The following is a 24,072-nucleotide window of genomic DNA, read 5'->3' on the forward strand; positions in this document are numbered from 1 at the left end:
TTAATGTTTGCCCAATACTTCGTTAATCATGCGGATACGTTTTTCTTCGCCGTAAGCCACGATAATCAGCAATACGATACCGGCAAACAAGGCAAGATAGAACACGATGAATACATCGGACCACCCGTGCAAGGTGTGGCCGAACAAAGTCAAACCGCCGCTTTTCGGATCGGCAATGGCGGCCAAGCCTACTTTGGCAACCGAGTCACCGAAGAGATAGCCGAACGTGCCGGTCATGCCGTTGGCAACGCTGATGCCTTTTTTAGGCACAAAGCCTACCAAAGAAATACCGATCAGCAATTGCGGGCCGAAAATCAGCGCACCGAGCAGGAAGAGCGAAATGTTGACCATCATCACACTGGTTGCATTGCGATACATCATTACCGCAAAGATAATCGCAATCATACAGCCCACCGCAACGGCGGCACGACGGCCGTTTAGCAGGTCGGAAACATAACCCCAGCTCAAGCTGGCAAGAATCGCGCCCACTTCAAAATAGAAAATCGTATTGACCGCATCAAGTTTGCCGAATCCCAGCACTTCGGTTACATAAAGCGGTGCCCAGTTGTCGATGCCGATACGCACGATATAAACGAACACATTGGCAATACACAGCATCCAAATCCACGGATTACGCAATACAAACTGCTTGAAAGCCTGCCACATCGGCATTTCATCGGCTTTGGTATTTTCCGATTCCACCGGTTCGCCGAAAATTTCTTCGCAACGGTTCCAGCCCAGCTCTTCGGGATCGTCTTTACCGATAAAAAAGCTGGCAATACCAATCGCCAGAGCGATTAACGCGGGGAAAATAAACATACCGTAAACATTGCCGCCGAAGAAAACATTGGCTCCCCATAACGCCAATATACCGGCGACCGCACCGCCGACATTGTGCGACATATTCCAAAAGCCGAGATAGCGTCCGCGCTCTTTACGCGGAGCCCAACGCGAAATCGTGGAATACGACGCCGGCCCGCCGGCCGCCTGGAAGATACCGTTCAAACCCCATAAAACAATGAAAATACCGATCACGGAACCGTAAAAACTCATTAAAAGACCCATTGCCAAGACGACAATGGAAGAACACACCAACATCACTGAAATGGATTTTTTGGTATTTTTATCACTGATGTAATAACCGACAGCAGTTTTGCCCAAACCGTAAGTGATGCTGAAAGCCAAACCGATATAACCGAGCTGAAGCGTAGTCAACCCCAGTTGTTCTTTCATCATCGGCTGAGCAGCTTTGAAGTTGTTACGAATCAAATACATACACATGTAAGTAACAAACACCACTAAAAAGGCCTTTAAAAACTGCCTGAGCCACATCCTGCGCTGCTCGGCAATAGGAATACCCTTGTTGGGAATTTTATTGATGGCCAAAAATCTTGACATGGCTAGACTCCTTTAATTTGTAGGGTGGTAATAATATTACTCTTCATTAAAATATTCTTGTCTTAAATTTTCTGTTTTAAGTCAAAAAAATTAATACTAATTTTATATATTTAATCCAAATCTTAAAATTTCTTTCCAAAGTTTCCATATCAGATAGTTAACTAATTAACTATCCTGCGTGATCCGTTGCCGCCTTTTTTGATATCCAAATAAAAAAGGCCGTCTGAAAAGTTTTCAGACGGCCTTTTTACCTTAAACCCCAATACCTTTATTTCGCACGGGTTTCCGTAATAAACCCTATCTTACTGATGCCGGCCTCTCGAGCCGCCCCCAGCGCTTTATTCACAAAATCATATTCCACGCTTTTATCGGCCGCAATAGCCACAATCGTATCGGCATTATCGGCCTTGGCCTGCTTCAGTTGTGCCGTCAGCTCTTCCAAGTCGCGTTTTTCGGTTGATTCCGCTCCCAAATAATAAGCGCCGTCTGCATCAATCGTCAGGCGCAGCGGTTCTTTCGGCTGCGTTTCCTGCTTGGCGGTTTCCGAAGCGGTCGGCAGTTGCAAAGGAATGGAATGCGTCAGCACCGGCATGGTAATCATAAATACAATCAACAACACCAACATCACGTCCACTAAAGGCGTAACGTTGATCTCGGCCATCGGCGAATCTTCGCCTGAATTCATCGAACCGAATGCCATAATCTTAATCCTTGTTGTTCAACAGCTGCACATGGAAATCATGGGCAAAAGCGTCCATATCCTGTGCCAGCGTTTTATTGCCGCGTACCAAGAAGTTGTATGCCAACACTGCTGGAATCGCCACAAACAAACCGGCCGCCGTCGCCACCAATGCCTCGCCAATCGGGCCGGCCACGGCGGCAATGCTCATCTGCCCACTTTGGCTGATGTTGATTAACGCATGGTAAATCCCCCACACCGTACCGAAAAGGCCGATAAAGGGAGCCGTAGCACCGATTGAAGCCAATGCGGTCAGGCCACCGTCGAATCTACGCAGGATTTGGCTCATGCTGTTACGGATTTGGCGCACCAGATATTCGTTTAACGGTACCGCAGCGGCAATCTGGGTATCTTTGTGCCTGTTGTAGTTTTGATGGGCGCGTACGGCTTCCAACGTTAAATCGCTCATCGGGGAATCCACTTTTTTTGCTTTCTGCACAGCTTCGTCCAGCGACTTGGCATCCCAAATCATCGGTTTCACGGTGCGGTTGCCTTTTTTGGCTTTGCTTAGTTTGACTGCACGGACAACAATTACCGTCCAAGTAACAATACTCATCAGTACCAACGTCAAAAACACACCAATCAGCACATAATCGCCTGATTCAAAAACCAATCCTAAATTCATAACTTCTTCCTAAAATATCAAACAAATGTTACTTAAAACTCTTTTTCTGCAGTAATTAAAACCAATGCCTTTATTAATCCGAACAGCAGATAAGCAAGCACACCCGCAGCAAGCAGGCCGCCTGAAAGCCAGAAATAAAAACCGGGAGAGGTAGGTGTCATCATAAAGCTTATCTACTCTTAATCTTTGCCGAGAAAAATCAAAGGCGATTTCATCGTTTGGTTACCGTTAAGCATCGTCAAGGGAGAATTTCACAGGTACGGTGAATTCAGTCCACTTGTCTGCGCTGAAACTACCTGTTTGCGCTGCTTTCTGAGCCGCTCTATCCAATCGCGACTTACCGCTTGAACGGGCTATTTTTACGCTTGCCACTTTTCCGCCCGGAGCAACCAATACGTGTAAAACAACCGTACCTTCTTCTCCGTTTTCAAGAGATAGCGGAGGATATGGCGGTCTGGGAATTCTACCGGTTGCTTTAACGGGATTAGACGCGCTGCCTCCTCTGCCGCTGCCGTCGCCTCCGCCGCCTCCGTTTCCGTGGCCGCTACCGGTTTTATCGCCGCTGCCGGTGCCTCTGCCCAAGCCGCGGCCTTCACCGTCTCCGACAACACCGCTGCCTTTTCCTGAGCCTTTGCCGCCGCCTTTCCCTTCACTGCTGCCGTCACCGGTCGCCCCCGGAGCGGTGAATTTTTTATCTTCCCCTCCCACAGGTTTGTCTGCCGGTTTGTCTGCGACTTTTTCAGCCGGTTTCTCAACGGGTTTTTCCACCGTTTTCTCTTTTTCAACTGGCTTTTCAATAGGTTTCGGTTTTTCTATCGGTTTTTCTTTGGGTTTCGGCTTTTCCTTTTCTTGACGGATATCCGCTTTTTCTTTAGTGGTAATAACCGGCTTGATCTTCTCTTTAGGCTTGGGTTGTTCCTTTGGTTTTTGAGGCTGCGGTTTAGGACGCGGCTTTTCCGCTTCGGGAGCCGCCCCCCCTCCGGCAGCACCTTCCAATCTGCCGTCACCTCCGCCAAAATCTCCCAAGTCGACAAATTCGATATGTTCAATACCGACCGCGGCGGGAGGAGCAGCACGCCACAACAAAGACATCAGTCCGACATGTAAAAAGGCCACCAAAACGAATGTGGTGGGAGTTAAAATACGTTCATTTTTCATAATATGAAATGTTAATGCAAACTATTATAATTTGCAAGGTATTAAAATTACTACAACAAATAAAATATTAAAAATAAAAGTGAAATCAATCAGATAAAATATTGTTCAATAACAAATTGTTGAAAAATTTTTCATAAGAAAGCAGTTAAAGTAACTCTTGTAATAAAAGGCCGTCTGAGAACATTGTTTGAATCATGTTTTCAGGCGGCCTTTTACATAAATATTCATATTCCGCCGACTGCGCCGAGCGGCTAAGTAACAGCTCTGCTCTTACCTAACGGCTCCCAGTCTGAAATCGCTTACAATCTCTATTTTAGGAAGATAAAGTAAGTCATAAGTCGGCTTGTTTAATAAATCCGCCAAGGTAAACCCGTCGAGATAGTTTAAAAACGCTTTAACTCCCCCTCCGATAATGCCGGCCAAACGGCAATTAGGGGCAATTAAACAATCGTTATTCGACCCCATACATTCCACCATCTGCATCGGTTCCAAATGGCGGACTACCGCCCCGATATTGATTTGATCCGCCGAGCAAGCGAGCTTCAAACCGCCGCCTTTGCCTCGCACGCTGTCTAAAAATCCGCCTTTTACCAAAGCGGTTACCACCTTCATCAAGTGGCTTTTAGATATACCGTAAGTATCGGCAATCGTGCCTATATTCACGAGTGCGTCATCATTGATGGCGGTATAAATGAGTACACGTAATCCGTAATCCGTATGTTGAGTTAAATACATAATATCTCTATAAAATAATAAATAAAACTATTGTATCCGGCTTATTTTCGCCGCTATCGCTTTTGTTTGTTTGACTTTATCAGCAATTAACTTTCATAATATATGAAACTTATAAAAGAAGCCAGCACAAATAAACCATGAAACCATTGAAACGCCACCCCAGCCTAATCGAGCTCTCCCGCGAGCATCATCACGCCCTTGCTTTATGTTTGCGCATATTGAGAGATCCTGCTGCAGATCATCAAGCCGATATTGAATCCCACATTCCCGTCTTATTAAAGCATTTTGAAGCCGAAGAAACTCAGTTTGCCCCGCATTGGTTTCAACTGAACGATGCTTTGCGCCGTCGTTTTGAAAACGAGCACGCTCAACTGCGCGCCATGATCCATGCCCCGCAATTTAACGATAAAGATTGGAACACGTCATTTGCACAAACGCTGCGCGAACATGCCCGATTTGAAGAACGCGAATTGTTCCCTGCCATTGAGCCTTTTTTAGACTGAACCGTATTCTGAACCGTATTGTTTTCAGACGGCCTGCCGACACTTAAATATTAAAAACAACAAAGGAACCTCCAATGAACTCGCTATTCAACCACCCCGTTTGGGCTATGGCTTTCCGCCCGTTCTACATACTGGCGGCACTTTTCGGAGCATTATCGGTTTTACTGTGGGGATTCGGCTATCAAGGCACAATCGATTTGCCCTCCTTCTACTGGCACGCGCATGAGATGATTTGGGGTTATTCAGGTGCGGTTGTGGTAGGTTTTCTGTTAACTGCCGTCGCCACTTGGACCGGCCAGCCTCCGACACGCGGCGGAGCGTTATTCGGACTGGCATTACTTTGGCTGCTGGCCCGTGCCGCCATGTACTTTCCTCACGGAGTATTACTCAGCGGTATCTTGGGAACGTTGTTTTTTTGGTATGCCGCAGTATGTATGGCCATACCGGTCATCAAAAGCCGCAATTCCCGTAACTATATCGCCGTTGTAGCACTATTTTTATTCGGGCTTACCCATGCCGTTTTCCATCTCTATCTTCATCCTTTTCAGGCGGCCTTAGTATTAAACGGCTTATTGGCCGGTTTGATCATGGTAGCCGGATTCATCGGCTTAGTCGGTATGCGTATCATGCCGTTTTTTACCGCCAAGCGTTTAAGCATTCCGCAAGTGGCCAGCCCGCTGTGGGTGGCTCTGTCGGCCTTGGTTCTGCCGATGTTTGCCGCCATTCTGATGATGCTGCAAACCACCCTGCCTCTTGCCGCCTTATGCGCTGTTGCCGCAGGTGCCATCAATTGCGTGCAGTTGTTCCGCTGGTGGCATAAAAATGTTTTACGCGAACCGATGTTATGGGTTTTGTTTGCAGGTTATCTTTTTACCGCACTCGGGCTATTGGTTATGGGTATTGCCTATTGGCTGACAGAATATCTGAGCTTGGGTGTACACCTTATCGGTGTCGGCGGCATCGGTTTATTGACTGTCGGCATGATGGCACGTAGCGCTCTCGGCCACACGGGACATCCGATTTATCCCGCTCCGAAGGGCATGCCGCTGGCTTTCTGGTTGATGGTTGCCGCTACTTTTGTACGCGTGCTAGCGGCTTTTACCGGCAGCACCGCTTATACGCACAGTATTCGTTTTTCAGCAGTTTTGTTTGCGCTTTCATTACTGCTATACGCATGGCGTTATCTTCCATGGCTGCTTACCCCCCGTGCCGACGGCAAACCCGGTTAATCAAGCCATTATATATATCTTGAAAGCAAGCAGGCCGTCTGAACCTTTTCAGACGGCTTGCTTATGCTTAAACTATTACCTCGGCTTTTCAAATCACTCCATCCATAAATCACAAGGAAGCAATATGTCAAACCGCATCAAAGTCGGCATTGTCGGTGCCACCGGTTATACCGGAGTAGAGTTATTGCGTTTATTGTCTGCACATCCCCATGTAGAAGTTACGGCAGTTACCAGCCGTAGCGAAGCAGGCATAACCGTTGCCGATTATTTCCCCAGTCTACGCGGCGTTTATGACTTGGTTTTCCAAACGCCAAACGATGCACTCTTGGATAAATGTGATCTTGTCTTCTTCGCCACTCCGAACGGCGTAGCCATGAAAGAAGCGCCTGCTCTTCTTGCTAAAGGCATTCGTGTAATCGACCTTTCGGCGGACTACCGTATTCAAGACATCCCCACTTGGGAAAAGTGGTATGGCATGACCCACGCCAGCCCCGAAACAGTTGCAGAAGCGGTTTACGGACTGAGCGAGATGAACCGCGCAACCTTAGCTCAGGCCAAACTGGTAGCCAATCCCGGATGCTACCCCACTTGCGTTACCCTTGCCATGCTTCCTTTGTTGAAATCAGGCCGTCTGAAAGAAAATATGCCTTTGATTGCCGACTGCAAATCGGGCGTTTCCGGTGCGGGACGCAAAGCCAACGTCGGAACCTTATTTTGCGAAGCTGGTGATAACTTCAAAGCTTACGGCGTATCCGGCCATCGCCATCTGCCTGAAATCAAGCAAACCATCAACCGGCTACAACGCAATATCGCCGAGGGTTTTGTGTTCGTTCCCCATCTAACCCCCATGATCCGCGGCATGCATGCCACCCTTTACCTGCATTTGCAAGACGGCACCGATCCACATCGTATTTTGGCAGACTTCTATCAAAACAGCCCCTTTGTCGATGTTATGCCCGAAGGCAGTTCACCAGAAACACGCAGCGTACGGGGTGCCAATCTTTGTCGTATCAGCGTTCAAAAAGCCCCCCAACACGATATTTGGATTGTATTGTCAGTTATCGACAATCTGGTTAAAGGAGCGGCGGGCCAAGCCGTTCAAAATATGAATATTATGTTTGGCTTTAATGAGGATACCGGTTTGCAAATTACTCCGTTGCTCCCTTGAAGCATTTTAAATTTCTACCATAACCATATTTGAATTTACGTATCTTTAAAATATACCCATTAGCAATGTAATTCTGTTTAGGCCGTCTGAAACTCCTTTTCAGACGGCCTCTCCTTATTCATACACAACACCGTCAATTAAATCTTCACTCGCCAATCCGCCATACGATTGCTCCCAAGCGGATGCAGCTTCCGCCATATCACATTGGTGCGCATAAGATTTCTGCTTTGCATTCATACTGCCCAGCTGTAAAACATTCAGCTTATTACAACCCAATTCAGATAAAGGCATTTCCGCAGATTGAGCTTCGGAGCGGCTAAAAAGAAATACTGCCAACATCACCGTCAACATACCAACCAACGCCCAATTATTCCATTTATTACGCTTCATCATTTGCTCCTTATACATCCAAATCAAACGCACTACTAAACTTTTACTTACTTAATTTATAAATTCGGCTCCCAAAATAAAGTAAAATTTTAATCCTACCCAAAATTATAAAAATACTCTTAGAAAAAACGATTCAATTCAGACAAATTAAAATTCAAAAGAATATTACTAATATAAAATTAAAATTGCAATACTTTTCCTTATTATTTTTTATATTTTTCTTACTTTTTTATCAAAAATAAAGTAAAATATAAAAAATCTCAGGGCATGTATACAAAAACACCTGATTAGAAGGAATAAATGATGGATACCTTTAAAGACAGATTGGTTTTTCTTTGGAAAAACGAAGCCAAACAAGCCAAAATCGCAGCCGACATTGATATGACCATCGCAGGTTTCAGCCGCATTTGGAATGAAGGTGGCTTACCGAAAGCTGAAACTCTAAAAAAAATCAAACAACTAAAAGGATGTAGCATAGACTGGTTGCTTACAGGCGAAGGCGAACCGTTTCCGGACGCACAAACTCCCTCCAACACTACCGCTCAAGACACTTTAGGTAATCCGGTTGATATCGACGAGTTCATATTCGTCCCCCGTTACGATATTCAAGCGGCAGCTGGTCACGGGCAGTTGGTAGGCGATGAAACTCCTGTATTTACTATGGCATTTCGCCGCTACTGGATAGAAAACTATATTACCCGCGACACTAAAAACCTGTCCGTTATCTCGGTAAAAGGGGATTCGATGGAAGGAGTATTGAATGACGGCGATTCTATCTTGATAAACCATGGAGAAACCACACCGCGAGACGGGCTATATGTATTGCGCCTAAACGAAAACCTGCTAGTCAAACGCTTGCAGTTAATGCCGGGAGGAATAGTGAATGTTATATCTGCAAACGAGGCCTATCCTACCTTTGAGATTAATTTAAACAAAATGACGGATGATGTTGCCATTATCGGCAGAGTGGAATGGTTTGGCCGCAATATTTAAATACGATATAACTCAATTAGCTATTGAAATTTCCCTCTGCACCTCAACTTGCTTAAGTAATGCGTTTGCGCGACAATACACTCATATATTTAAATATAAAGGAATCACATCATGTCAGACGAAAACCCTATTATCTTTACCGAGAGCTGCTGTGCAAAAGTAGCTGATTTAATTGCTGAAGAAAATAACCCCGATTTAAAACTCCGTGTATTTGTAAACGGGGGCGGCTGTTCGGGATTTCAATACGGCTTCACTTTCGATGAAATCAAAAATGATGATGATTTTGAAATTGAAAAAAACGGTTTAACCTTTTTAGTAGATCCTATGAGTTACCAATACTTAGTAGGAGCCGAAATTGATTATACCGAAAGCCTGCAAGGTTCCCAATTTGTGATCCGCAATCCCAATGCCACTACAACTTGCGGCTGCGGTTCTTCTTTTTCAGTTTAACTGCAAAGTGGATTTTAAAAGCCGCCAATAATCGGCGGCTTTTATGATATTTGATGAAAAAATATTTTAGCTTTTTATCTGCATAGGGAATCTGAAGCTTTCAAACAACAAAACATAAATACTGCTTAAAATAAGCATTCAATGTATCATATTTAAAATATCTCCCTATAAATTAGACAGCGTAACTTACAATTTATTCCTTTATTACCAAGCTATTTAAGAATAAAATATACCAAACAACTTTAGTTATTTAGTATATTTTAATATATTTTTTAATTAAATAACAAATATATAATTCAACAATCTTAAATTATAACCGTTTATTTAGATATATCCCCTTTGATATTCATTCCCTCATAAAATAGTTACATTTTATAAGAAAGAAACAATCGAGCCTAAATTGCAATTAAGCTGTCTAAATGACCACCAATAAAAAATATGCAATTTCATAAGGCTTTAATTTTTAATGGAAAAATTATGAACAAGCCAGAAAGCTTTTACGATGTATATGTTTCTTACCCTCCTGGTGTTGATCATGAAAGAATTAACGCCTGTCTTCGTGATAACTTACCTGAAAATGAAGCCAATGACTTAATCCAAGCATTGTCAGAGCGCCCTCAAGCTATTATTGCTGAATACTGTACAAATGACGAACGCGAAAATGCACGCCATTATTTCAGTTTTTTAGGACTTGACGTTATCGTACGCCGCTCGATGGAACTTGCTCCAGACAGAGTTGCTGAAGAAGAAGGTAAAACTCAAACATTTGAACAGTGCCCTGTCTGTAATACCATCATTGACGGCCCCGAAGTTACAGATTATCCGACCTGCCGTTTACACTTCCCGTCGGCGACTGAAATTCTAATACAGCGTAAGCGTATTGAATGGGAAGAAAAAGTGGCTTTCGAACATAAAAAACAGCAAGAAATTGCACACAAACTATTACTGGAGAAACAGGAAGAAGAAAAACGTCTGCGCAAACAAATACGTGCAGAATTAGAGGAAAAACTCCAAAAAGAGTTAGGCAAACCCAACTGGCGTTTCCTATTCAAAGGAAAAAATGCTGCTGTTGCCGGTATTGTGATTTTCGTCATCGTTATTATTTTAGTTGCAGCCGGTTACTTTACTGCCCATTTTATTCGATAAATATTGGATATATGATTTATAAGTATTTAAATCATTAACAAGACCCTTAGAATTCGAATTTCAAGTGCAACACTCAGACAGGAGTGGTTGAAACAGATTTAAGAATAAAACACTTGGTGTTTCATAGCCAAGTGTTTTTCTTGGCCGGTGGTTTTTAGTTCGTCTTGAACCTTACGTATTTGCTGATGACTGATGTTGCGGAAATTGGTTTGTTTGAGGAAATATTGGCGAATGAGCCCCGTTAGTGTTTTTACTCAGCCCCTTCTCCCAAGAATGGCAGGGGCGGCAAAAATAGGTTTCCACCTCCAATGCTTGGGCTATTTGGGTGTGTAGGTAGGATTTTTTGCCGTTGTCCATATAAGGGTGTATACCCTGTCTTAATGCGCCTTTAATACCCTGATAACTGCGCGGGCGGGGCCTTGGGCTTTGAAGCTCTTCAATTTGCAGATGATGGTGTAGCGGGTAAACCGTTCAACCAAGGTCAATAATGCGCTTTTCTGATCTTTGCCAACGATGATGTCGGCTTTCCAATTGCCGATGCGGGATTTTGGTCAACGATTGCGGGTCGTTCTTCTATGCCGACGCGGTCGTCGGGTATCTTTCCTCTGGTTCATGTACTGCCGTACTTTTTACGGTAGGGTTTGCTGTTGATTCTGAAATGCCGCCACAAAGTGCCGCAGTTGTTTTTGTCTTAATACAGGTAGTGGTAGACAGTGCTTGATGGAACTTGATGTGGTGGTGTTTGCGGAGATAGGCGAACACCTGATCAGGGCTGAGTTTGCGGTGGATGAAGGTGTCGATGTGTTGAATCAACTAGGAATGGAGCTGTTTGCGCTGTTTGTTTTAGCGGCTTTGCTGTTGGGCTTTTTCGGCGTTGTATTGCTGTTGCTGGGGGCAATACTGCCTGATTTCGCGGCTGATGGTGCGTTTGTGGCGGTTAAGCTATTTGATGATTTCGGTGATAGTTTGGTGGCGGTATAGGTATTGGATGTAGTATCGTTCTTCTTAGGTCAGTTGTGTGTAGCTCATGGCAATCTTTCCTGTCAGGAAAGGCCAGTATGCCATCGCATGCCCTTTTTCCGTTATGGAAATGCACTTCAAATCCGAATCCGCTGCCGTCTGAACTTTTAATTTCAGACGGCCTTATGAATTTTATCTTAACTAATGATGCCTAAAGCCTTCAAACCGTTCAATACACCGTCTTCTTCGACACTCGGGCAAATAAAATCTGCAATTGCTTTCAAATCGGGATGCCCATTGTCCATTACTACACTAAAGCCTACACTTTCCATCATCTCGATATCATTCAAGCCGTCTCCGAATGCCATAACGTCTTTCATGCCTATGCCCAATTCGGCAACAGCAGTACGAATGCCTCGTGCCTTTGAACCTTCACTATCAAGCACATCGACTGCTGTTTCATGCCAACGCACGGTTTTATAACCATGCTTCGCCACTTCCGATCCCACTTCTTTCTCTTGCTCGGCCGTATAAAACCCTAATATCTGATAAACCTCATTATTACGGAAAAAATTCTTATTCACGATGTACTCAGGAAGGATATATTGCATCGCTTCTTTTACTACCAACTCAGACCCAGATGCTGCAATTTTTTCATCTGATACAAAAGCATAAGGAATCTGTTTTTCATCAAAACATGCACATATCTGCTCTACTTTTCTACTATCCATCGGATGTTTTTTCAATATTTCTCCATGATAGCGGATTAACTGCCCATTAATCGTTACCAATAAATCCATGCCCGCTTCTTCGACAACCTTACGTACTTTACTGGGAACTGCCACAAACGGCCGGCCGGTAGCGATTGCTGTCAAAATACCTCGGTTTTTTAAAGCTTTCATGGCTTCCAATACCGATGGGCGCAAAGTATCAGTGTATTTGCGATAAAGCGTATCATCGATATCGAAAAACACAATTTTCGGATTTTTCATCATTTTCTCTTAATAAGGTTTAATAAAAAAAATTGATTTGTTATACCCAGGCCGTCTGAAAAAACTAAGCCAAGACCCTAACTGCTTCTTTTCCTTGTTTAAACTTAGCTTTTAACAACATAGGTAATGTTTCATCAAAATACCAGCGGCCATCAGGCAAAGCCAAAGCACCACCGGCACAACGCAAAGTTATGGATTGCCGGGATAACGCATCAGTTTCCACAATTTCTATAGTATGGGCACGCCCCCAATCTGCCACCGGTAAAGTCTTTGCCCGTTCAAGAATGCGACTGTTCTGAACCTGCACCCCCTTTTCAGTGTAGCAATGCCCATTACACTGCCCGATTTCCTGCACGGGACAAGGCACATCTTTAGCACGCGTAACAGGCAAAATATCCAATGACGACGGACATAATTCATGTTCTTTAGCCCAAACCGCCAATGCGCGCTTAGCGGCTTTTTTATGCAGAAACAACCCGCACGGCTGGGATTGGCGGCTGCCATTTGATAACGGCACAATTCTTGCCTGTAAACGAGATTGCTCATCGGGTGCAAATTGTACGGTTAAATAGTTTTTCAAATTTTCAGACGGCCTCAAACGATATTCAGTTGCAACCTGTGCTTTCAACCATAACGCATGAACACCACCTAGTGCTGGCAAAAATTTTACCGATGCTGCCGACTGCGCAAAAACAGGCACTTTTTTAGCATGAAGCAAATAAGAAATTTCAGAGAAAGTGCGCTCGTGAGCCTCTACTGCCAATGCTTGCCCATACCGATCCAGCCAAGTCAACACGCCATATGTATCGGGCAAAGCATATAACTGTTCCGAAAAGGATGTTGGCAACCAAGTCGGCAACATTTTGGGATTCATCAAGGCCCGGCAATGATTTTCCCATTCTTCCGCACCTTTTTCGGTTACGCTTTTTTCTAAAAAATCAGTCAATGCCAACACGTCGGTCATCGCCCGGTGGCGATTTTCAATCATAAGCCCGAACCGTTCGATGATGCTGTCAAGATTATGTTTATGAAACTGCGGATAAAGACGGCGGGAAAGCTGTACGGTACACAAAGCAGGGGCGGCAAAATCCACACCTGCACGTTGAAACTCATGGCGTAAAAAAGTGTAATCAAAACGACTGTTATGTGCCACCAATAAAGCACCGCGCAGAAGCGGCAATAGTTCGGAAACCAATTCGGCAAACACCGGTGCATCTGCCACCATCGCATCGTCAATTCCGGTTAATCCGGTAATAAACCCGGAAATCGGCTGCTGCGGGTTTACCAGCCACTCATAACGCGCAACTTGCCCGTTTTCAAAACGCAAGATGGCCACTTCAGTTACACGATCCTGATACAGGTTGCCGCCGGTCGATTCCAAATCCACAATAACCACAGGTATGCCTAAACGTGCAAAACAACCTGCCAGCAACGGCCAGCGAGAAGCTCCCTCCATAATCTTTCCGATTTAATTCAAATAACAAAATAATATTCTACACTTTTTCACCACCAAATGCTTGACAGGTTTATACCCTATCCCTATAATTCAAATCTTTCCGCACCCGTAGCTCAGTTGGATAGAGTATCTGGCTACGAACCAGAGGGTCGGGCGTTCGAATCGCTCCGGGTGCGCCAAAAATTTTATCTCCGCGCCCATCGTCTAGCGGTTAGGACATCGCCCTTTCACGGCGGTAACCGGGGTTCGATTCCCCGTGGGCGTGCCAGTTTTTAAACCCTTCAAGAATTTTCTTGAAGGGTTTTGTTTTTCATTCTTCGTCTGATTAATCCAATCATAAGAAGTTCGTTAATAAGCTAAAAATATTTAACTGTTTTAGAATTTAATTGATATACAACAGATAAATCGAATTATCATAAAAATATGAAGGCAAATACAATCAGATATAAAATTTATTCTCCCTTTCTATTTTAAATATTTTATTCAATATAATAATCAAAACTTTAAAAATCAACTATTTCCAAATATTCAAAAATCATCTGCAAATAAAAGATTAGAACAATAATTATAAAAACCAAATATCATTTTCCAATCGTCATAGACACCTACTGCATCCGCATAATCCAAAATAAACAATTTCAATTTTTGCATTTTCTTGTAAAATGGCGTGTTTCATTTTCGCCATACAACCAACCACAAGAGCCTGATATGGATTTTCGTTTTGACATTGTGTATGAATATCGCGAGATGTTCTTTTACGGAGCATTAACCACTTTGGGTTTAACTGTGGCAGCTACTTTAGGCGGTACGGTTCTAGGGTTGTTCGGCGCATTGGCACGTATTATCCGCTTTGAAAAAGGCAACATTTTTACGCACACACTGGCATGGCTGCTGCGGACATGCTCGCTGGTTTACGTTACACTTTTTCGCGGTACACCTTTGTATGTACAGATTTTTATTTGGTATTTTGTTTGGGCAGTCGCACTTATCCACCCTACCGACGGTTGGCTGATTTCAGGCGACTTGGCTATCGAACTCCGCCGTAATTACGGTGCATTGATTGCGGGTACTCTGGCATTGATGGTAAATGCAGGCGCATATATTACGGAAATTTTCCGTGCCGGTATCCAATCTATCGACCGCGGTCAAATAGAAGCCGCCCGCTCTTTGGGTTTGACTTATCCTCAAGCTATGCGCTACGTGATTCTGCCTCAAGCATTGCGCCGTATGCTGCCTCCTCTGGCCAATGAATTTATTACCCTGTTGAAAGACAGCTCGCTGTTATCGGCAATTGCCGTTACCGAGTTGGCTTACGTACAGGCAACCATTTCGGGGCGTTATTCAATCTACGATACGCCGCTCTACACCGTGGCATTGATTTATCTGGTCATGACCATGTGCCTGAGCTGGATGTTCTCATGGCTGGAGAAACGCTACAACACTGCCGGACACCGTTAACTCTAGAGGCCGTCTGAAAACTTTTCAGACGGCCTCTTCACAATAAAATCCAAGCTATTCGGCCCAATCCTTTTTCTTGGAAGTTTTACCAATCCCCGGATTAAAGCTATTGGTCGGATCAAGTTGGCGGTAAAACTGTTTCAATGCGGGTTTGGCTTCATATAAATGACCCACGTTGTGCTCTGCCGGATATTGCGCACCGCGTTGGTCAAGCAGTTCCAGCATTTGGTGTTCCAAATCCATGCAGTTATGGCCTTTTTTCACGATATAGTCTTGGTGGAACACATGGCACATGAAATGGCCGTAGTAAAGTTTGTGGCTGATTTTACTGTCGATTTCAGACGGCAGCCGTTCAAACCAATCATCATCGTTACGGCGCAAGGCAATATCCAGCGCCACAATGTCTTCGACTTCTTGATCATGCACGGCACGGTAACGCACGGCGGCACCGGCTACGGCAAAGCGGTGCAGCATGGCCGCTTGGGTTTCTTCAGGGCTGCATTCAAAATAAGCACCCGATTTTTCGGCAAAATACGTTTTCAGAAATGCCCGTGCTTCTTCAACACCTTCACCACCCATTTTGAGAATCAGATGATGTTCATAACGGTTACGGTAATCACGCAAAGACTGCGGCAGGTGCTCAGGCAGGTATTTGCTGATGAATTGCAATGCCTTATCGGTAAAATGGGCAGGCAGAATGCCGAGTTTCTTGCCGACACGATCGGCTCTTGCTTTTAAATCAAATAATTGCGGCAGCCGATGCGTGCCGAATTTTTTAATCACCCAAAACGTGTCTTTGCCGTATTCGGCAGCCATATCGAAGGCATCGCGGTGAATGTATTCGCCGGAAACGGGCAGATTTTTAAAACTGCCCAATACGGTGCGGCGGATGTCGGTAAGTTCTTGGGTATCGTTGGTACCAATATAGAAAACAGCAGTATTTTTTTCCAAAGGAAAGGTATCCAAGCGCACGGCAAATACCATCAGCTTGCCGGCACAGCCCGATGCTTCGTAATGGCGAGCAGGGTCGGCATTGAAACGGGCGGCAGAGGGTTCGTCCACTTGGCGCACATGATTGCAGTAGGCATGATCGTGGCCTTTTCCGGCCTCGCGGGTAATGTCTTTTTGCTGATAATGATGGCCTTGCAGATTAGTAAGGATTTCCTCGGGGGTTTCGCCCAAATCAATGCCCAGATGGTTGATTAAATGCAGCTTTCCCTGTTCGTCTATTTGCGCGAACAAAGCCATTTCGGTATAAGCGGGCCCGCGTTGTACCAGTGCGCCACCCGAATTATTGCACACGCCGCCCAGCACGGATGCGCCGATACATGACGAACCGATCACGGAATGCGGTTCGCGCCCCAATGGTTTCAGCAGCAATTCAAGCTGATTCAAAGTAGCCCCCGGCAAGCACACAACCTGCTCGTTGTTGTTGATGGGGCGGATGATGTCCATACGCATGGTGTTCACAATCACGATATCGCGGTCGTAATCGTTGCCGTCGGGCGTGGAGCCGCCGGTCAGCCCCGTATTGGCGGCCTGCGTGAGCACGATCACATCGGCTTCCACACAAGCTTGCAGGACTTTCCATTGCTCCAACAAAGTGCCCGGCCGCACCACGGCAAGCGCTTTACCTTCGCCGAAACGGTAGCCTTGGCGGTAGGGTTCGGTTTTGGCCGGATCGGTAATGATGTAAGGCCGGCCGACTATATCGGTAAGAGCTTGAATCAGTTGGGTGGCAGTCATGAAAAATTTTTCCGGTCAAATAAATAGATCAGATAAGGAGTGTGCTATCTTTTTATTGTCGGGTCAAATACCAAGAGGCCGTCTGAAAACTTTTCAGACGGCCTCTTGATTCATCAGGCATTAAATCGAAGCGTTCACAAACGCAACCAATTGACCTTTGGCCAATGCGCCTACTTTAGTAGCCACGTTTTGGCCGTCTTTGAAAACCATCAAGGTCGGAATGCCGCGCACGCCGAATTGGGCGGGGCTTTGCTCGTTTTCGTCGATATTGATTTTAACCACTTTCAGACGGCCTTCAAATTCGGCAGCCACTTCGTCCAAAATCGGGGCGATCATTTTGCAGGGGCCGCACCACGGTGCCCAGAAATCCAATAATACGGGCACGTCTGATTTCAACACGTCTTGTTCGAAAGTAGCGTCGGTAGCATGTACGATTAAATTACTGCTCATGTTGTTTTCCTTTTCAAATGGTAGGGAATGGAAAGCCATTCGGTTAACTTGACGTTTGCAAGGATAGAGGTTGGCAAACAAAATTTCAAGGGCTGCCGTAGGCTAATAGTTTTTGAGTATAGTCCGCATCAGGTTTCGCAAACACCGCTTCCAACCCGCCCTGCTCGACCACATGCCCGTCTTTCAGCACCATCACGCGGTGCGACAAGGCGCGGATGACGGCCAAATCGTGGCTGATGATGATCAAACTCAAGCCGTGTTTTCTTTGCAAATCAGCCAGTAATGCCAAAATCTGCTGCTGCCACTGCACATCGAGCGCGCTGGTAGGTTCGTCGAGCACCAGCACTTGCGGCTTCACGATAATGGCGCGGGCAATCGCCAACCGCTGCCGCTGGCCACCTGAAAAAGCGTGCGGATAGCGGTCGAGAATATCTTCGGGCAGTCCGACTTGTTGCAGCACTTCCACCACACGCTCACGCATGGTTTCGCGGCTCATCGCCGGCTCATGCACACGCAAGGCTTCGGAGACAATATCAAACACATTCATACGCGGGTTAAACGCGCCGAACGGGTCTTGAAACACCATCTGCACGGCTTTTCTCAATTCCGGCCGCGATGGTGCGCCGTTGATTTTCAGACGGCCTTCCGACTCCATCAAACGCATTACCGCCTTGGCCAGCGTGGTTTTGCCGCTGCCGCTTTCGCCGATAATGCCCAGCGTTTCGCCTGCTTTTAAGTCGAACGACAATGGATGCAGCAACACTTTGCTGCGTTTTTTAAACCACCCTGCCCGCTCGCCCACCGCCACGCTGATGTTTTCCGCCTCGAGCACGGTTGCGGCATGTTCGGCCAAAGGCTGCACTTGCCGCACTGCGCCGGCGTTCAGCAGCATTTTGGTGTATTCGTGCTGCGGATGCGCAAACACCTGCGCGGCCTCGCCCTGCTCGACAATCCGCCCGTGCCGCATCACGGCGATATCGTCGGCGAAACGGCGCACCAAATTCAAATCGTGGCTGATGTACACCAAAGTCATGTTGTGGCCGGCCTGCAAGCGCGAAAGCAAATCGAGAATCTGCGCCTGCACCGCCACATCCAGCGCGGTGGTCGGCTCGTCGGCAATCAGCAATTTAGGCTCCGCCGCCACCGCCATCGCAATCATCGCCCGCTGCCGCTGACCGCCCGAAAGCTGGAACGGAAAGGCAAACACCTTCTCTTCAGGATTCCGAATACCCGTTTCCGCCAGCAACTCCACCGCCCGCGCCCATGCCTGCTTGGGCGGCAAACCCAGATGCAGCGTCAACACTTCAGCAATCTGCTTGCCCACGCGCATCACGGGGTTCAAAGCCGTCATCGGCTCCTGAAACACCATGCCGATTTCCCTGCCGCGCAATTTTTGCAGCGCGCGCGGCGATTTATCGAGCAGGTTTTCGCCGTTGAATTTCAGACGGCCTTCAAACGACACCGCCGGATTCAACTGCATCATGCCCTGCGCCAACACAGTTTTACCGCTGCCGCTCTCGCCCACAATCGCCAACTTTCGGCCTTGTTTGACGTTGAGGTTGATGTCGTGCAGCACCTGCTTGCAGGGGAAAGAGGCGTTTAGGTTTTGGATTTCGAGAATGTTCATTGACTTAAATATTATTCTTCTTGCTGATATTCTTTTTTTAAATACCCCTCCATTAAATCTCTAGCAATTGCTTTAAAAATTAGCATATGCTCTATAACCGTATCAAAAGCTTCGTCTAACGGCAAAAGTGCATCAGTATAATTAGGATATTCTTCTAACAATCTCTCTAAATCTAATTTAACAGGTAAAAATATTACTCTTTCCTCACTACCTGCCCCAACATATTGAAAGTTAGCTTGAGATAATTCTGGATACTTCTCAAATTGTTTCTGCATAAAACTTTTAGATTCTTTAGCGGTTAGCGTAAAAAAATTTCTGTTAAAACCAAATCTAATACCAGATTCAATAATCTCCCCATCTTCATACCGTCCTAAATCAGTAAATACACTTAACCACTTAAATTCATGTGTACTAATTTTATGACGTGTTTTAATATCCCAAGTAAACCAAATCGCTTCACTCTCTTTCTTACCTTCCAAATTCATTGGCCACATAGTGTCTTGTTTAACTTCTTTATACCACTCCTGAAATTTTGTATCTATTTTGTGATAAAACTCATCATCAATTTTGCCTAAAAGTTCATAAGACTTCTCCAGCATATCCAAATTTTTCAAAACCAGTTTAGCCAGCTCTTGTTCAGTATTGTTCATTTTAAAATCCTTTATAGTGATGCAAAGTGATTAGCCAATTGGTTAAAAATAACCTGCTGATATGGAGAATAGTGTGAATACGAAGAAATTGTTTGCCTTAAACATTTAGCAATCTCCTGCCAAGAAAGCAAAATCACTTTATCGTGCAGTAATGTATCATGTGGAAGTTGTTTATTTTTCGTGAGAAATAGCAAATGTTTTTGTGATGCCGTTTCTTTATTCAAGCGTTCCCAGTAACGCCGTAATTGGCTGTTGTGCTGATTTATTGCCTCATTAGCGTCTACTTTCGCTTCCAAAAACAAACAGGTGCTTCGGCTTTTTATCACGATATCTATGCGTTCGGAGATATTACCGTATTGACAAATCTCAAACTGAGTTGCGTAAGGTTCATATCTTAAATAGTCAATTACCAAACCCAAGCGGTTTTCTTTATCAATAAATTTCAATAGATCCAATAAAAAACACTTCCCCAAGCCGTGATCGCCTTTTTCGTCCATCAACCAGCCTAAAACTTCACAATTTTTCAGCTCCGATCTGCCTATCCTCACAAACTGCCAAAGGTTCATCTGCATTCCTGCCCGAAATAAGGCATCATCTCTCTCCCGATAAGCATCCAAAAATTTTTTTAATTCAGAAGCATCCAAATTTATAGAATAATCAATCTCAGCTTTTGCTTTCTGCTCAGGTTGTTTTTCATATAAACATCTAAACTCATCATAAAACTTAACAAACTGCTGCTGAAAATTCGATTGATTCATCACTCTCTCCCTTAACATTCTAAAATTACAGAAAAAATCCTTAAACTTATCTACTTCCATCATTACTTTCCATATGCCAAGGGAAATACAAAAGCAATGCTTTTTTAAATTTAAATATTGATAGAGAAATGGCCTTTATCTATTTTATGTCCGCGCCCTAACATCAAACGCATACCGCAGCCCTTCGCCTATCATCACCAGCAGCAACAGCATCACCGTCAGCGCGCCGACGGCCGACAGGCCTATCCACCATGCGTCGAGATTGTCTTTGCCTTGCGCCAGCAGTTCACCCAAGCTGGCTTGCGAAGCGGGTACGCCCAAGCCGAGGAAGTCGAGGCTGGTTAAGGCCAGCACCGCGCCGGAAATGCGAAACGGTAAAAACGCCAGCACCGGCGCTAAGCTGTTGGGCAGAATGTGCCGCCACATAATCGTGCGGTTGCCCACGCCCATGCTTTTTGCCGCCAGCACATAATCGGCCTGACGGTTTTTGAGAAACTCGGCACGCACGTAGTCCGACAAGCCCATCCAGCCGAACAGCGACAGAATTACCAGCAGCACCAGCAGGCCGGGATTGAAAAACGACGATAAGATAATCAGCAAATAAAGCTCGGGCAGCCCGCCCCAGATTTCGAGAAACCGCTGCATTACCAAATCGACCTTGCCGCCAAAATAGCCCTGCACCGCGCCTGCCAGCACGCCGATAAGGGTGGTTACGGCGGTTAAGGCCAGTGCAAACAGCAGCGAATCGCGAAAGCCGTACACCAACCGCGCCAACACGTCGCGCCCGCGGTCGTCGGTGCCGAGCCAATGGTTTTCAGACGGCCCCGCAGGGTCTGGCTGCGTGTCGAAATCGTTAAGGGTATTGGCGGCGTAAGGATTGGGCAGATACACGGCGTGGTTGCCGTTGGAAGTGATATTGTGCCGCACCAAAGGGTCGAGGTAATCGGCGGGCGTGTCGAAATCGCCGCCGAACTCGGTTTCATGATAGGTGTTGACGAGCGGGAAGTAATATTGGCCGTTGTAGTGTATCCATAACGGTTTGTCGTTGCTCCAAAGCGGCGCAAGTATGGCGAAGGCAAACAGCCAAGCCAGCAGCAGCAAACTGAAATAACCGCGCTTATGCTGCTTAAACGCCCGCCATGCGGTTTGGGAAGGATTCGGTTGCATAGGTTTAATCGTCATGAAAACAGGGGAAAAGGATAACGGTTTTCAGACGGCCATGCCACAGCAATTTTGTTTATACTGCGGATATAGGCGGAAATCGGCATGTTCCGCTATGGTTAACCAGGAGAAAAAATGAAAAAATTACTGCAAATGCATTTCAGTTTTCACGGACCGTTCGGTTCGGAAATGGCTGCCCAACTGCGGGAGCTGGCCGAATCGATTAATCAGGAGCCGGGCTTTATTTGGAAAGTGTGGACGGAAAGCGAGAAAAACCAAGAGGCCGGCGGAATTTATCTTTTTGAAAACGAAGAAACCGCTCTGGCTTATGTGGAAAAGCATTCCGCCCGTTTGAAAACGTTCGACATCAACGAGGTGGTTTACAAAATCTTTGATGTCAACGAACCGCTCACGCTGATTAACCGCGGCAAATTGGGTTAATTGTTCTCTCTATTTATTCAATGTATTACAGGCCGTCTGAAACGCCGGATTGTTTTTCAGGCGGCCTGTTTTCTATCAGCCAAACTGCCTTTTCCCTCTCGAAACAGAATCATCACAAAAGATGTTGATAACTATTCTCAAATTATCTATAATGTTACACCATAACATTTAAGAGAGGATTGTATCGATGAAACCGAATCTGCACCCCGAAAACTACCGCACCGTATTGTTCTACGACAGCGGAGCCGAAGAAGGCTGGCTTATCCGCTCGTGTGCCGACACCCACGGTAAAACGATGAAATGGAAAGACGGCAACGAATACCCCGTATTCATGCTCGATACTTCTTCCGCCTCCCATCCGGCGTACACCGGCAAACAACGCCAGTTCCACACCGAAGGGCGCGCCAGCAAGTTCAACCAACGCTATCAATCGATGATGGGTTCACTCAGAAAGGACAAATAATGCAAGTATTATCTTCGCTGAAAACGGCTAAAAAACGCCACCGCGACTGCCAGATTGTGCGCCGCAAAGGTAAAGTTTATGTAATCTGCAAAAGCAACCCCCGCTTTAAAGCCCGCCAGCGTTAATGCGCTTGGATACGTCAAAGGCCGTCTGAAAATATTTTCAGACGGCCTTTGGTTATATTCTCCTACTTCTGCCCGCCGAAGTGAATGCGCGGATCGACCCACGAATAGGAAATGTCTGACAGCAACTTCGCCAGCAAACCCATCAACGTAAACACATACAGCGTGCCCATCACCACCGGATAATCGCGTTTCATCACCGCCTCATAAGAAAGCAAACCCAAGCCGTCGAGCGAAAACAGCGTTTCAATCAGCAGGCTGCCGGTAAAAAATGCACCGATAAAAGCGGCGGGAAAGCCGGTAATCAACGGAATCATGGCGTTGCGGAACACGTGCTTCATTAAAATCTGCTTTTCCGGCAAACCTTTAGCGCGCGCGGTATAGACATATTGGCGGCGGATTTCTTCGAGAAACACATTTTTGGTCAGCACCGTCATCACCGCCAGATTGCCCGCCACCGAAGCGGTAATCGGCAAAGCCATGTGCCACAGATAATCGGTTATTTTCGCGCCCCAACCGAGTATTTCCCAATCATCGCTTACCAAACCGCCTTGTGGAAACCATGCGAAAAAGCTGCCGCCGCCAAACAACACCAGCAGCACCAAACCCAACACAAACGGCGGAATGGTGTAGCCGACCAAAATCACGATGCCCGATACCGCATCAAACCGCGAACCGTCGCGCACCGCCTTAGCAATGCCCAGCGGAATACAAATCAAATAAGTCAGAAAAAACGTCCACAAGCCCAAACTCATCGACACCGGCATTTTTTCTTTCACCAATTCCAGCACCGTTTGATGATGAAAAAAACTCTCGCCCAAATCAAAACGGGCGAACCGCCACACCATGTCGAAAAAACGCGTGAGCGGCGGTTTGTCGAAACCGTAAAGCGCATTGAGCGCGGCCATATCGTCGACACTCAAACTACCGCCGCGCTTCAATATACCGCCGGCCTGAGCCGCCGTTTCACCCCCTACTCCGCCTTGCGTAAGCTGTTGCACCATCTGCTCCACCGGCCCGCCGGGTACGAACTGGATCACGGCAAACGTTACTGCCAAAATGCCCAACAGCGTAGGCACCAGCAAGAGCAGACGATGAAAAATATACCGCCACATAGAGTGATTACCCGAAATCAAAAGATGCAGGCATCTTATCATATTGAGGCCGTCTGAAAAGATTGGCTTTTTCAGACGGCCTTTGATAAGGATTCGATATTTTGTTGCCGTTCAGAAGGCTCTGCCGATGCCGGAGCGG

26 protein-coding genes, 2 tRNA genes and 1 pseudogene are annotated in these 24,072 nt (G+C 46.0%); 12 read left to right on the forward strand and 17 right to left on the reverse strand.

From position 1 onward, the window contains the following. From uhpT to Q0X97_RS08850, 6 genes are all read right to left on the reverse strand, one after another. Positions 1-1,398, reverse strand: a complete 1,398-nt coding sequence (uhpT, locus tag Q0X97_RS08825; protein ID WP_302066964.1) for a hexose-6-phosphate:phosphate antiporter — start codon at positions 1,396-1,398, stop codon at positions 1-3. Positions 1,399-1,666: 268 nt separating this feature from the next. Continuing rightward, entirely contained in the window at positions 1,667-2,098 is a 432-nt protein-coding gene (locus Q0X97_RS08830) for a biopolymer transporter ExbD (protein WP_302066965.1), read from the reverse strand. A 4-nt stretch (positions 2,099-2,102) separates the two neighbouring features. Beyond that, on the reverse strand, positions 2,103-2,762 hold the full coding sequence (locus Q0X97_RS08835) for a MotA/TolQ/ExbB proton channel family protein (RefSeq protein ID WP_085389494.1): 660 nt from the start codon (positions 2,760-2,762) through the stop codon (positions 2,103-2,105). Between the two features lie 32 nt (positions 2,763-2,794). After that, positions 2,795-2,926, reverse strand: coding sequence for a hypothetical protein (locus Q0X97_RS08840; RefSeq protein WP_302066966.1), 132 nt, complete (start codon positions 2,924-2,926; stop codon positions 2,795-2,797). Positions 2,927-2,990: 64 nt separating this feature from the next. After that, on the reverse strand, positions 2,991-3,920 hold the full coding sequence (locus tag Q0X97_RS08845) for an energy transducer TonB (protein ID WP_302066967.1): 930 nt from the start codon (positions 3,918-3,920) through the stop codon (positions 2,991-2,993). A 270-nt stretch (positions 3,921-4,190) separates the two neighbouring features. Continuing rightward, positions 4,191-4,655, reverse strand: coding sequence for an Rrf2 family transcriptional regulator (locus Q0X97_RS08850; RefSeq protein WP_302066968.1), 465 nt, complete (start codon positions 4,653-4,655; stop codon positions 4,191-4,193). 137 nt (positions 4,656-4,792) lie between these two features. On the opposite strand from Q0X97_RS08850, the gene Q0X97_RS08855 reads away from it, so the two are divergent. The 3 genes from Q0X97_RS08855 to argC all read left to right on the forward strand — a co-directional run bounded on the left by Q0X97_RS08855 (position 4,793) and on the right by argC (position 7,555). Continuing rightward, positions 4,793-5,158 (forward strand): hemerythrin domain-containing protein, encoded by a 366-nt coding sequence (locus Q0X97_RS08855; RefSeq protein ID WP_302066969.1) that lies wholly within the window; start codon positions 4,793-4,795, stop codon positions 5,156-5,158. A 74-nt stretch (positions 5,159-5,232) separates the two neighbouring features. Then, positions 5,233-6,387: an NnrS family protein gene (locus Q0X97_RS08860; RefSeq protein WP_302066970.1), complete on the forward strand. Its 1,155-nt coding sequence runs from the start codon at positions 5,233-5,235 to the stop codon at positions 6,385-6,387. A gap of 124 nt (positions 6,388-6,511) precedes the next feature. Continuing rightward, positions 6,512-7,555 carry an N-acetyl-gamma-glutamyl-phosphate reductase gene (gene argC, locus Q0X97_RS08865; RefSeq protein WP_302066971.1) on the forward strand — a complete coding sequence of 348 codons (1,044 nt, stop codon included), beginning with the start codon at positions 6,512-6,514 and terminating at the stop codon, positions 7,553-7,555. A 114-nt stretch (positions 7,556-7,669) separates the two neighbouring features. On the opposite strand, the gene Q0X97_RS08870 is transcribed toward argC, so the two are convergent. After that, positions 7,670-7,948 (reverse strand): hypothetical protein, encoded by a 279-nt coding sequence (locus Q0X97_RS08870; protein ID WP_302066972.1) that lies wholly within the window; start codon positions 7,946-7,948, stop codon positions 7,670-7,672. Between the two features lie 300 nt (positions 7,949-8,248). Here Q0X97_RS08870 and Q0X97_RS08875 point away from each other — a divergent pair, with 300 nt between their 5' ends. From Q0X97_RS08875 to Q0X97_RS08885, 3 genes are all read left to right on the forward strand, one after another. Beyond that, positions 8,249-8,938, forward strand: coding sequence for a helix-turn-helix transcriptional regulator (locus Q0X97_RS08875; RefSeq protein ID WP_302067012.1), 690 nt, complete (start codon positions 8,249-8,251; stop codon positions 8,936-8,938). Positions 8,939-9,049: 111 nt separating this feature from the next. Then, entirely contained in the window at positions 9,050-9,388 is a 339-nt protein-coding gene (gene erpA, locus Q0X97_RS08880) for an iron-sulfur cluster insertion protein ErpA (RefSeq protein ID WP_302066974.1), read from the forward strand. 477 nt (positions 9,389-9,865) lie between these two features. Further along, complete coding sequence (locus Q0X97_RS08885) at positions 9,866-10,534, forward strand: hypothetical protein (protein WP_302067712.1); 669 nt, start codon at positions 9,866-9,868, stop codon at positions 10,532-10,534. Positions 10,535-10,594: 60 nt separating this feature from the next. Here the strand turns inward: Q0X97_RS08885 and Q0X97_RS08890 are convergent. The 3 genes and pseudogenes from Q0X97_RS08890 to Q0X97_RS08900 all read right to left on the reverse strand — a co-directional run bounded on the left by Q0X97_RS08890 (position 10,595) and on the right by Q0X97_RS08900 (position 13,942). Further along, positions 10,595-11,524 (reverse strand): annotated as a pseudogene (locus tag Q0X97_RS08890) (IS30 family transposase). A 167-nt stretch (positions 11,525-11,691) separates the two neighbouring features. Then, positions 11,692-12,486, reverse strand: a complete 795-nt coding sequence (locus tag Q0X97_RS08895) for a Cof-type HAD-IIB family hydrolase (RefSeq protein WP_302067013.1) — start codon at positions 12,484-12,486, stop codon at positions 11,692-11,694. Positions 12,487-12,550: 64 nt separating this feature from the next. Further along, positions 12,551-13,942 (reverse strand): exonuclease domain-containing protein, encoded by a 1,392-nt coding sequence (locus Q0X97_RS08900; protein ID WP_302066976.1) that lies wholly within the window; start codon positions 13,940-13,942, stop codon positions 12,551-12,553. A 102-nt stretch (positions 13,943-14,044) separates the two neighbouring features. Between Q0X97_RS08900 and Q0X97_RS08905 the strand changes: the two genes are divergently transcribed. From Q0X97_RS08905 to Q0X97_RS08915, 3 genes are all read left to right on the forward strand, one after another. Continuing rightward, positions 14,045-14,121: transfer RNA gene (locus Q0X97_RS08905), tRNA-Arg, on the forward strand. Positions 14,122-14,135: 14 nt separating this feature from the next. Continuing rightward, positions 14,136-14,210: transfer RNA gene (locus Q0X97_RS08910), tRNA-Glu, on the forward strand. Between the two features lie 440 nt (positions 14,211-14,650). Continuing rightward, positions 14,651-15,400 carry an amino acid ABC transporter permease gene (locus Q0X97_RS08915; RefSeq protein WP_302066978.1) on the forward strand — a complete coding sequence of 250 codons (750 nt, stop codon included), beginning with the start codon at positions 14,651-14,653 and terminating at the stop codon, positions 15,398-15,400. A gap of 54 nt (positions 15,401-15,454) precedes the next feature. On the opposite strand, the gene dld is transcribed toward Q0X97_RS08915, so the two are convergent. The 6 genes from dld to Q0X97_RS08945 all read right to left on the reverse strand — a co-directional run bounded on the left by dld (position 15,455) and on the right by Q0X97_RS08945 (position 21,813). Next, positions 15,455-17,146 (reverse strand): D-lactate dehydrogenase, encoded by a 1,692-nt coding sequence (gene dld / locus Q0X97_RS08920; RefSeq protein WP_302066979.1) that lies wholly within the window; start codon positions 17,144-17,146, stop codon positions 15,455-15,457. A 120-nt stretch (positions 17,147-17,266) separates the two neighbouring features. After that, positions 17,267-17,596 (reverse strand): thioredoxin TrxA, encoded by a 330-nt coding sequence (trxA, locus tag Q0X97_RS08925; protein WP_302066981.1) that lies wholly within the window; start codon positions 17,594-17,596, stop codon positions 17,267-17,269. 85 nt (positions 17,597-17,681) lie between these two features. Then, positions 17,682-19,223, reverse strand: a complete 1,542-nt coding sequence (locus tag Q0X97_RS08930) for an ABC transporter ATP-binding protein (protein WP_302066982.1) — start codon at positions 19,221-19,223, stop codon at positions 17,682-17,684. A gap of 11 nt (positions 19,224-19,234) precedes the next feature. Then, a complete protein-coding gene (locus Q0X97_RS08935) occupies positions 19,235-19,873 on the reverse strand; it encodes a hypothetical protein (protein ID WP_302066983.1) in 639 nt (212 codons plus the stop codon). Positions 19,874-19,884: 11 nt separating this feature from the next. After that, on the reverse strand, positions 19,885-20,694 hold the full coding sequence (locus Q0X97_RS08940; RefSeq protein ID WP_302066985.1) for a PD-(D/E)XK nuclease family protein: 810 nt from the start codon (positions 20,692-20,694) through the stop codon (positions 19,885-19,887). Positions 20,695-20,775: 81 nt separating this feature from the next. Continuing rightward, positions 20,776-21,813, reverse strand: coding sequence for an ABC transporter permease (locus Q0X97_RS08945; RefSeq protein WP_302066986.1), 1,038 nt, complete (start codon positions 21,811-21,813; stop codon positions 20,776-20,778). 114 nt (positions 21,814-21,927) lie between these two features. Between Q0X97_RS08945 and Q0X97_RS08950 the strand changes: the two genes are divergently transcribed. The 3 genes from Q0X97_RS08950 to ykgO all read left to right on the forward strand — a co-directional run bounded on the left by Q0X97_RS08950 (position 21,928) and on the right by ykgO (position 22,821). Continuing rightward, positions 21,928-22,233 (forward strand): monooxygenase, encoded by a 306-nt coding sequence (locus tag Q0X97_RS08950; protein ID WP_302066987.1) that lies wholly within the window; start codon positions 21,928-21,930, stop codon positions 22,231-22,233. A 187-nt stretch (positions 22,234-22,420) separates the two neighbouring features. Further along, positions 22,421-22,696 carry a type B 50S ribosomal protein L31 gene (locus Q0X97_RS08955; RefSeq protein ID WP_302066988.1) on the forward strand — a complete coding sequence of 92 codons (276 nt, stop codon included), beginning with the start codon at positions 22,421-22,423 and terminating at the stop codon, positions 22,694-22,696. Next, positions 22,696-22,821, forward strand: a complete 126-nt coding sequence (gene ykgO / locus Q0X97_RS08960; RefSeq protein WP_003685279.1) for a type B 50S ribosomal protein L36 — start codon at positions 22,696-22,698, stop codon at positions 22,819-22,821. The genes Q0X97_RS08955 and ykgO overlap by 1 nt, the downstream gene beginning before the upstream one ends. 62 nt (positions 22,822-22,883) lie before the next feature. Here ykgO and Q0X97_RS08965 read toward each other — a convergent pair whose 3' ends face one another. Further along, positions 22,884-23,933 (reverse strand): ABC transporter permease subunit, encoded by a 1,050-nt coding sequence (locus Q0X97_RS08965; protein WP_302067014.1) that lies wholly within the window; start codon positions 23,931-23,933, stop codon positions 22,884-22,886. Positions 23,934-24,072: the final 139 nt, after the last annotated feature.

It is taken from the genome of Neisseria sp. MVDL19-042950, assembly GCF_030504625.1.
Classification (GTDB): domain Bacteria; phylum Pseudomonadota; class Gammaproteobacteria; order Burkholderiales; family Neisseriaceae; genus Neisseria.

Coding starts and splice junctions, on each gene's coding strand:
- uhpT (WP_302066964.1), bottom strand. CDS start 1,398: ATGTCAAGATTTTTGGCCATCAATAAAATTCCCAACAAGGGTATTCCT.
- Q0X97_RS08830 (WP_302066965.1), bottom strand. CDS start 2,098: ATGGCATTCGGTTCGATGAATTCAGGCGAAGATTCGCCGATGGCCGAG.
- Q0X97_RS08835 (WP_085389494.1), bottom strand. CDS start 2,762: ATGAATTTAGGATTGGTTTTTGAATCAGGCGATTATGTGCTGATTGGT.
- Q0X97_RS08840 (WP_302066966.1), bottom strand. CDS start 2,926: ATGATGACACCTACCTCTCCCGGTTTTTATTTCTGGCTTTCAGGCGGC.
- Q0X97_RS08845 (WP_302066967.1), bottom strand. CDS start 3,920: ATGAAAAATGAACGTATTTTAACTCCCACCACATTCGTTTTGGTGGCC.
- Q0X97_RS08850 (WP_302066968.1), bottom strand. CDS start 4,655: ATGTATTTAACTCAACATACGGATTACGGATTACGTGTACTCATTTAT.
- Q0X97_RS08855 (WP_302066969.1), top strand. CDS start 4,793: ATGAAACCATTGAAACGCCACCCCAGCCTAATCGAGCTCTCCCGCGAG.
- Q0X97_RS08860 (WP_302066970.1), top strand. CDS start 5,233: ATGAACTCGCTATTCAACCACCCCGTTTGGGCTATGGCTTTCCGCCCG.
- argC (WP_302066971.1), top strand. CDS start 6,512: ATGTCAAACCGCATCAAAGTCGGCATTGTCGGTGCCACCGGTTATACC.
- Q0X97_RS08870 (WP_302066972.1), bottom strand. CDS start 7,948: ATGATGAAGCGTAATAAATGGAATAATTGGGCGTTGGTTGGTATGTTG.
- Q0X97_RS08875 (WP_302067012.1), top strand. CDS start 8,249: ATGGATACCTTTAAAGACAGATTGGTTTTTCTTTGGAAAAACGAAGCC.
- erpA (WP_302066974.1), top strand. CDS start 9,050: ATGTCAGACGAAAACCCTATTATCTTTACCGAGAGCTGCTGTGCAAAA.
- Q0X97_RS08885 (WP_302067712.1), top strand. CDS start 9,866: ATGAACAAGCCAGAAAGCTTTTACGATGTATATGTTTCTTACCCTCCT.
- Q0X97_RS08895 (WP_302067013.1), bottom strand. CDS start 12,486: ATGAAAAATCCGAAAATTGTGTTTTTCGATATCGATGATACGCTTTAT.
- Q0X97_RS08900 (WP_302066976.1), bottom strand. CDS start 13,942: ATGGAGGGAGCTTCTCGCTGGCCGTTGCTGGCAGGTTGTTTTGCACGT.
- Q0X97_RS08915 (WP_302066978.1), top strand. CDS start 14,651: ATGGATTTTCGTTTTGACATTGTGTATGAATATCGCGAGATGTTCTTT.
- dld (WP_302066979.1), bottom strand. CDS start 17,146: ATGACTGCCACCCAACTGATTCAAGCTCTTACCGATATAGTCGGCCGG.
- trxA (WP_302066981.1), bottom strand. CDS start 17,596: ATGAGCAGTAATTTAATCGTACATGCTACCGACGCTACTTTCGAACAA.
- Q0X97_RS08930 (WP_302066982.1), bottom strand. CDS start 19,223: ATGAACATTCTCGAAATCCAAAACCTAAACGCCTCTTTCCCCTGCAAG.
- Q0X97_RS08935 (WP_302066983.1), bottom strand. CDS start 19,873: ATGAACAATACTGAACAAGAGCTGGCTAAACTGGTTTTGAAAAATTTG.
- Q0X97_RS08940 (WP_302066985.1), bottom strand. CDS start 20,694: ATGATGGAAGTAGATAAGTTTAAGGATTTTTTCTGTAATTTTAGAATG.
- Q0X97_RS08945 (WP_302066986.1), bottom strand. CDS start 21,813: ATGACGATTAAACCTATGCAACCGAATCCTTCCCAAACCGCATGGCGG.
- Q0X97_RS08950 (WP_302066987.1), top strand. CDS start 21,928: ATGAAAAAATTACTGCAAATGCATTTCAGTTTTCACGGACCGTTCGGT.
- Q0X97_RS08955 (WP_302066988.1), top strand. CDS start 22,421: ATGAAACCGAATCTGCACCCCGAAAACTACCGCACCGTATTGTTCTAC.
- ykgO (WP_003685279.1), top strand. CDS start 22,696: ATGCAAGTATTATCTTCGCTGAAAACGGCTAAAAAACGCCACCGCGAC.
- Q0X97_RS08965 (WP_302067014.1), bottom strand. CDS start 23,933: ATGTGGCGGTATATTTTTCATCGTCTGCTCTTGCTGGTGCCTACGCTG.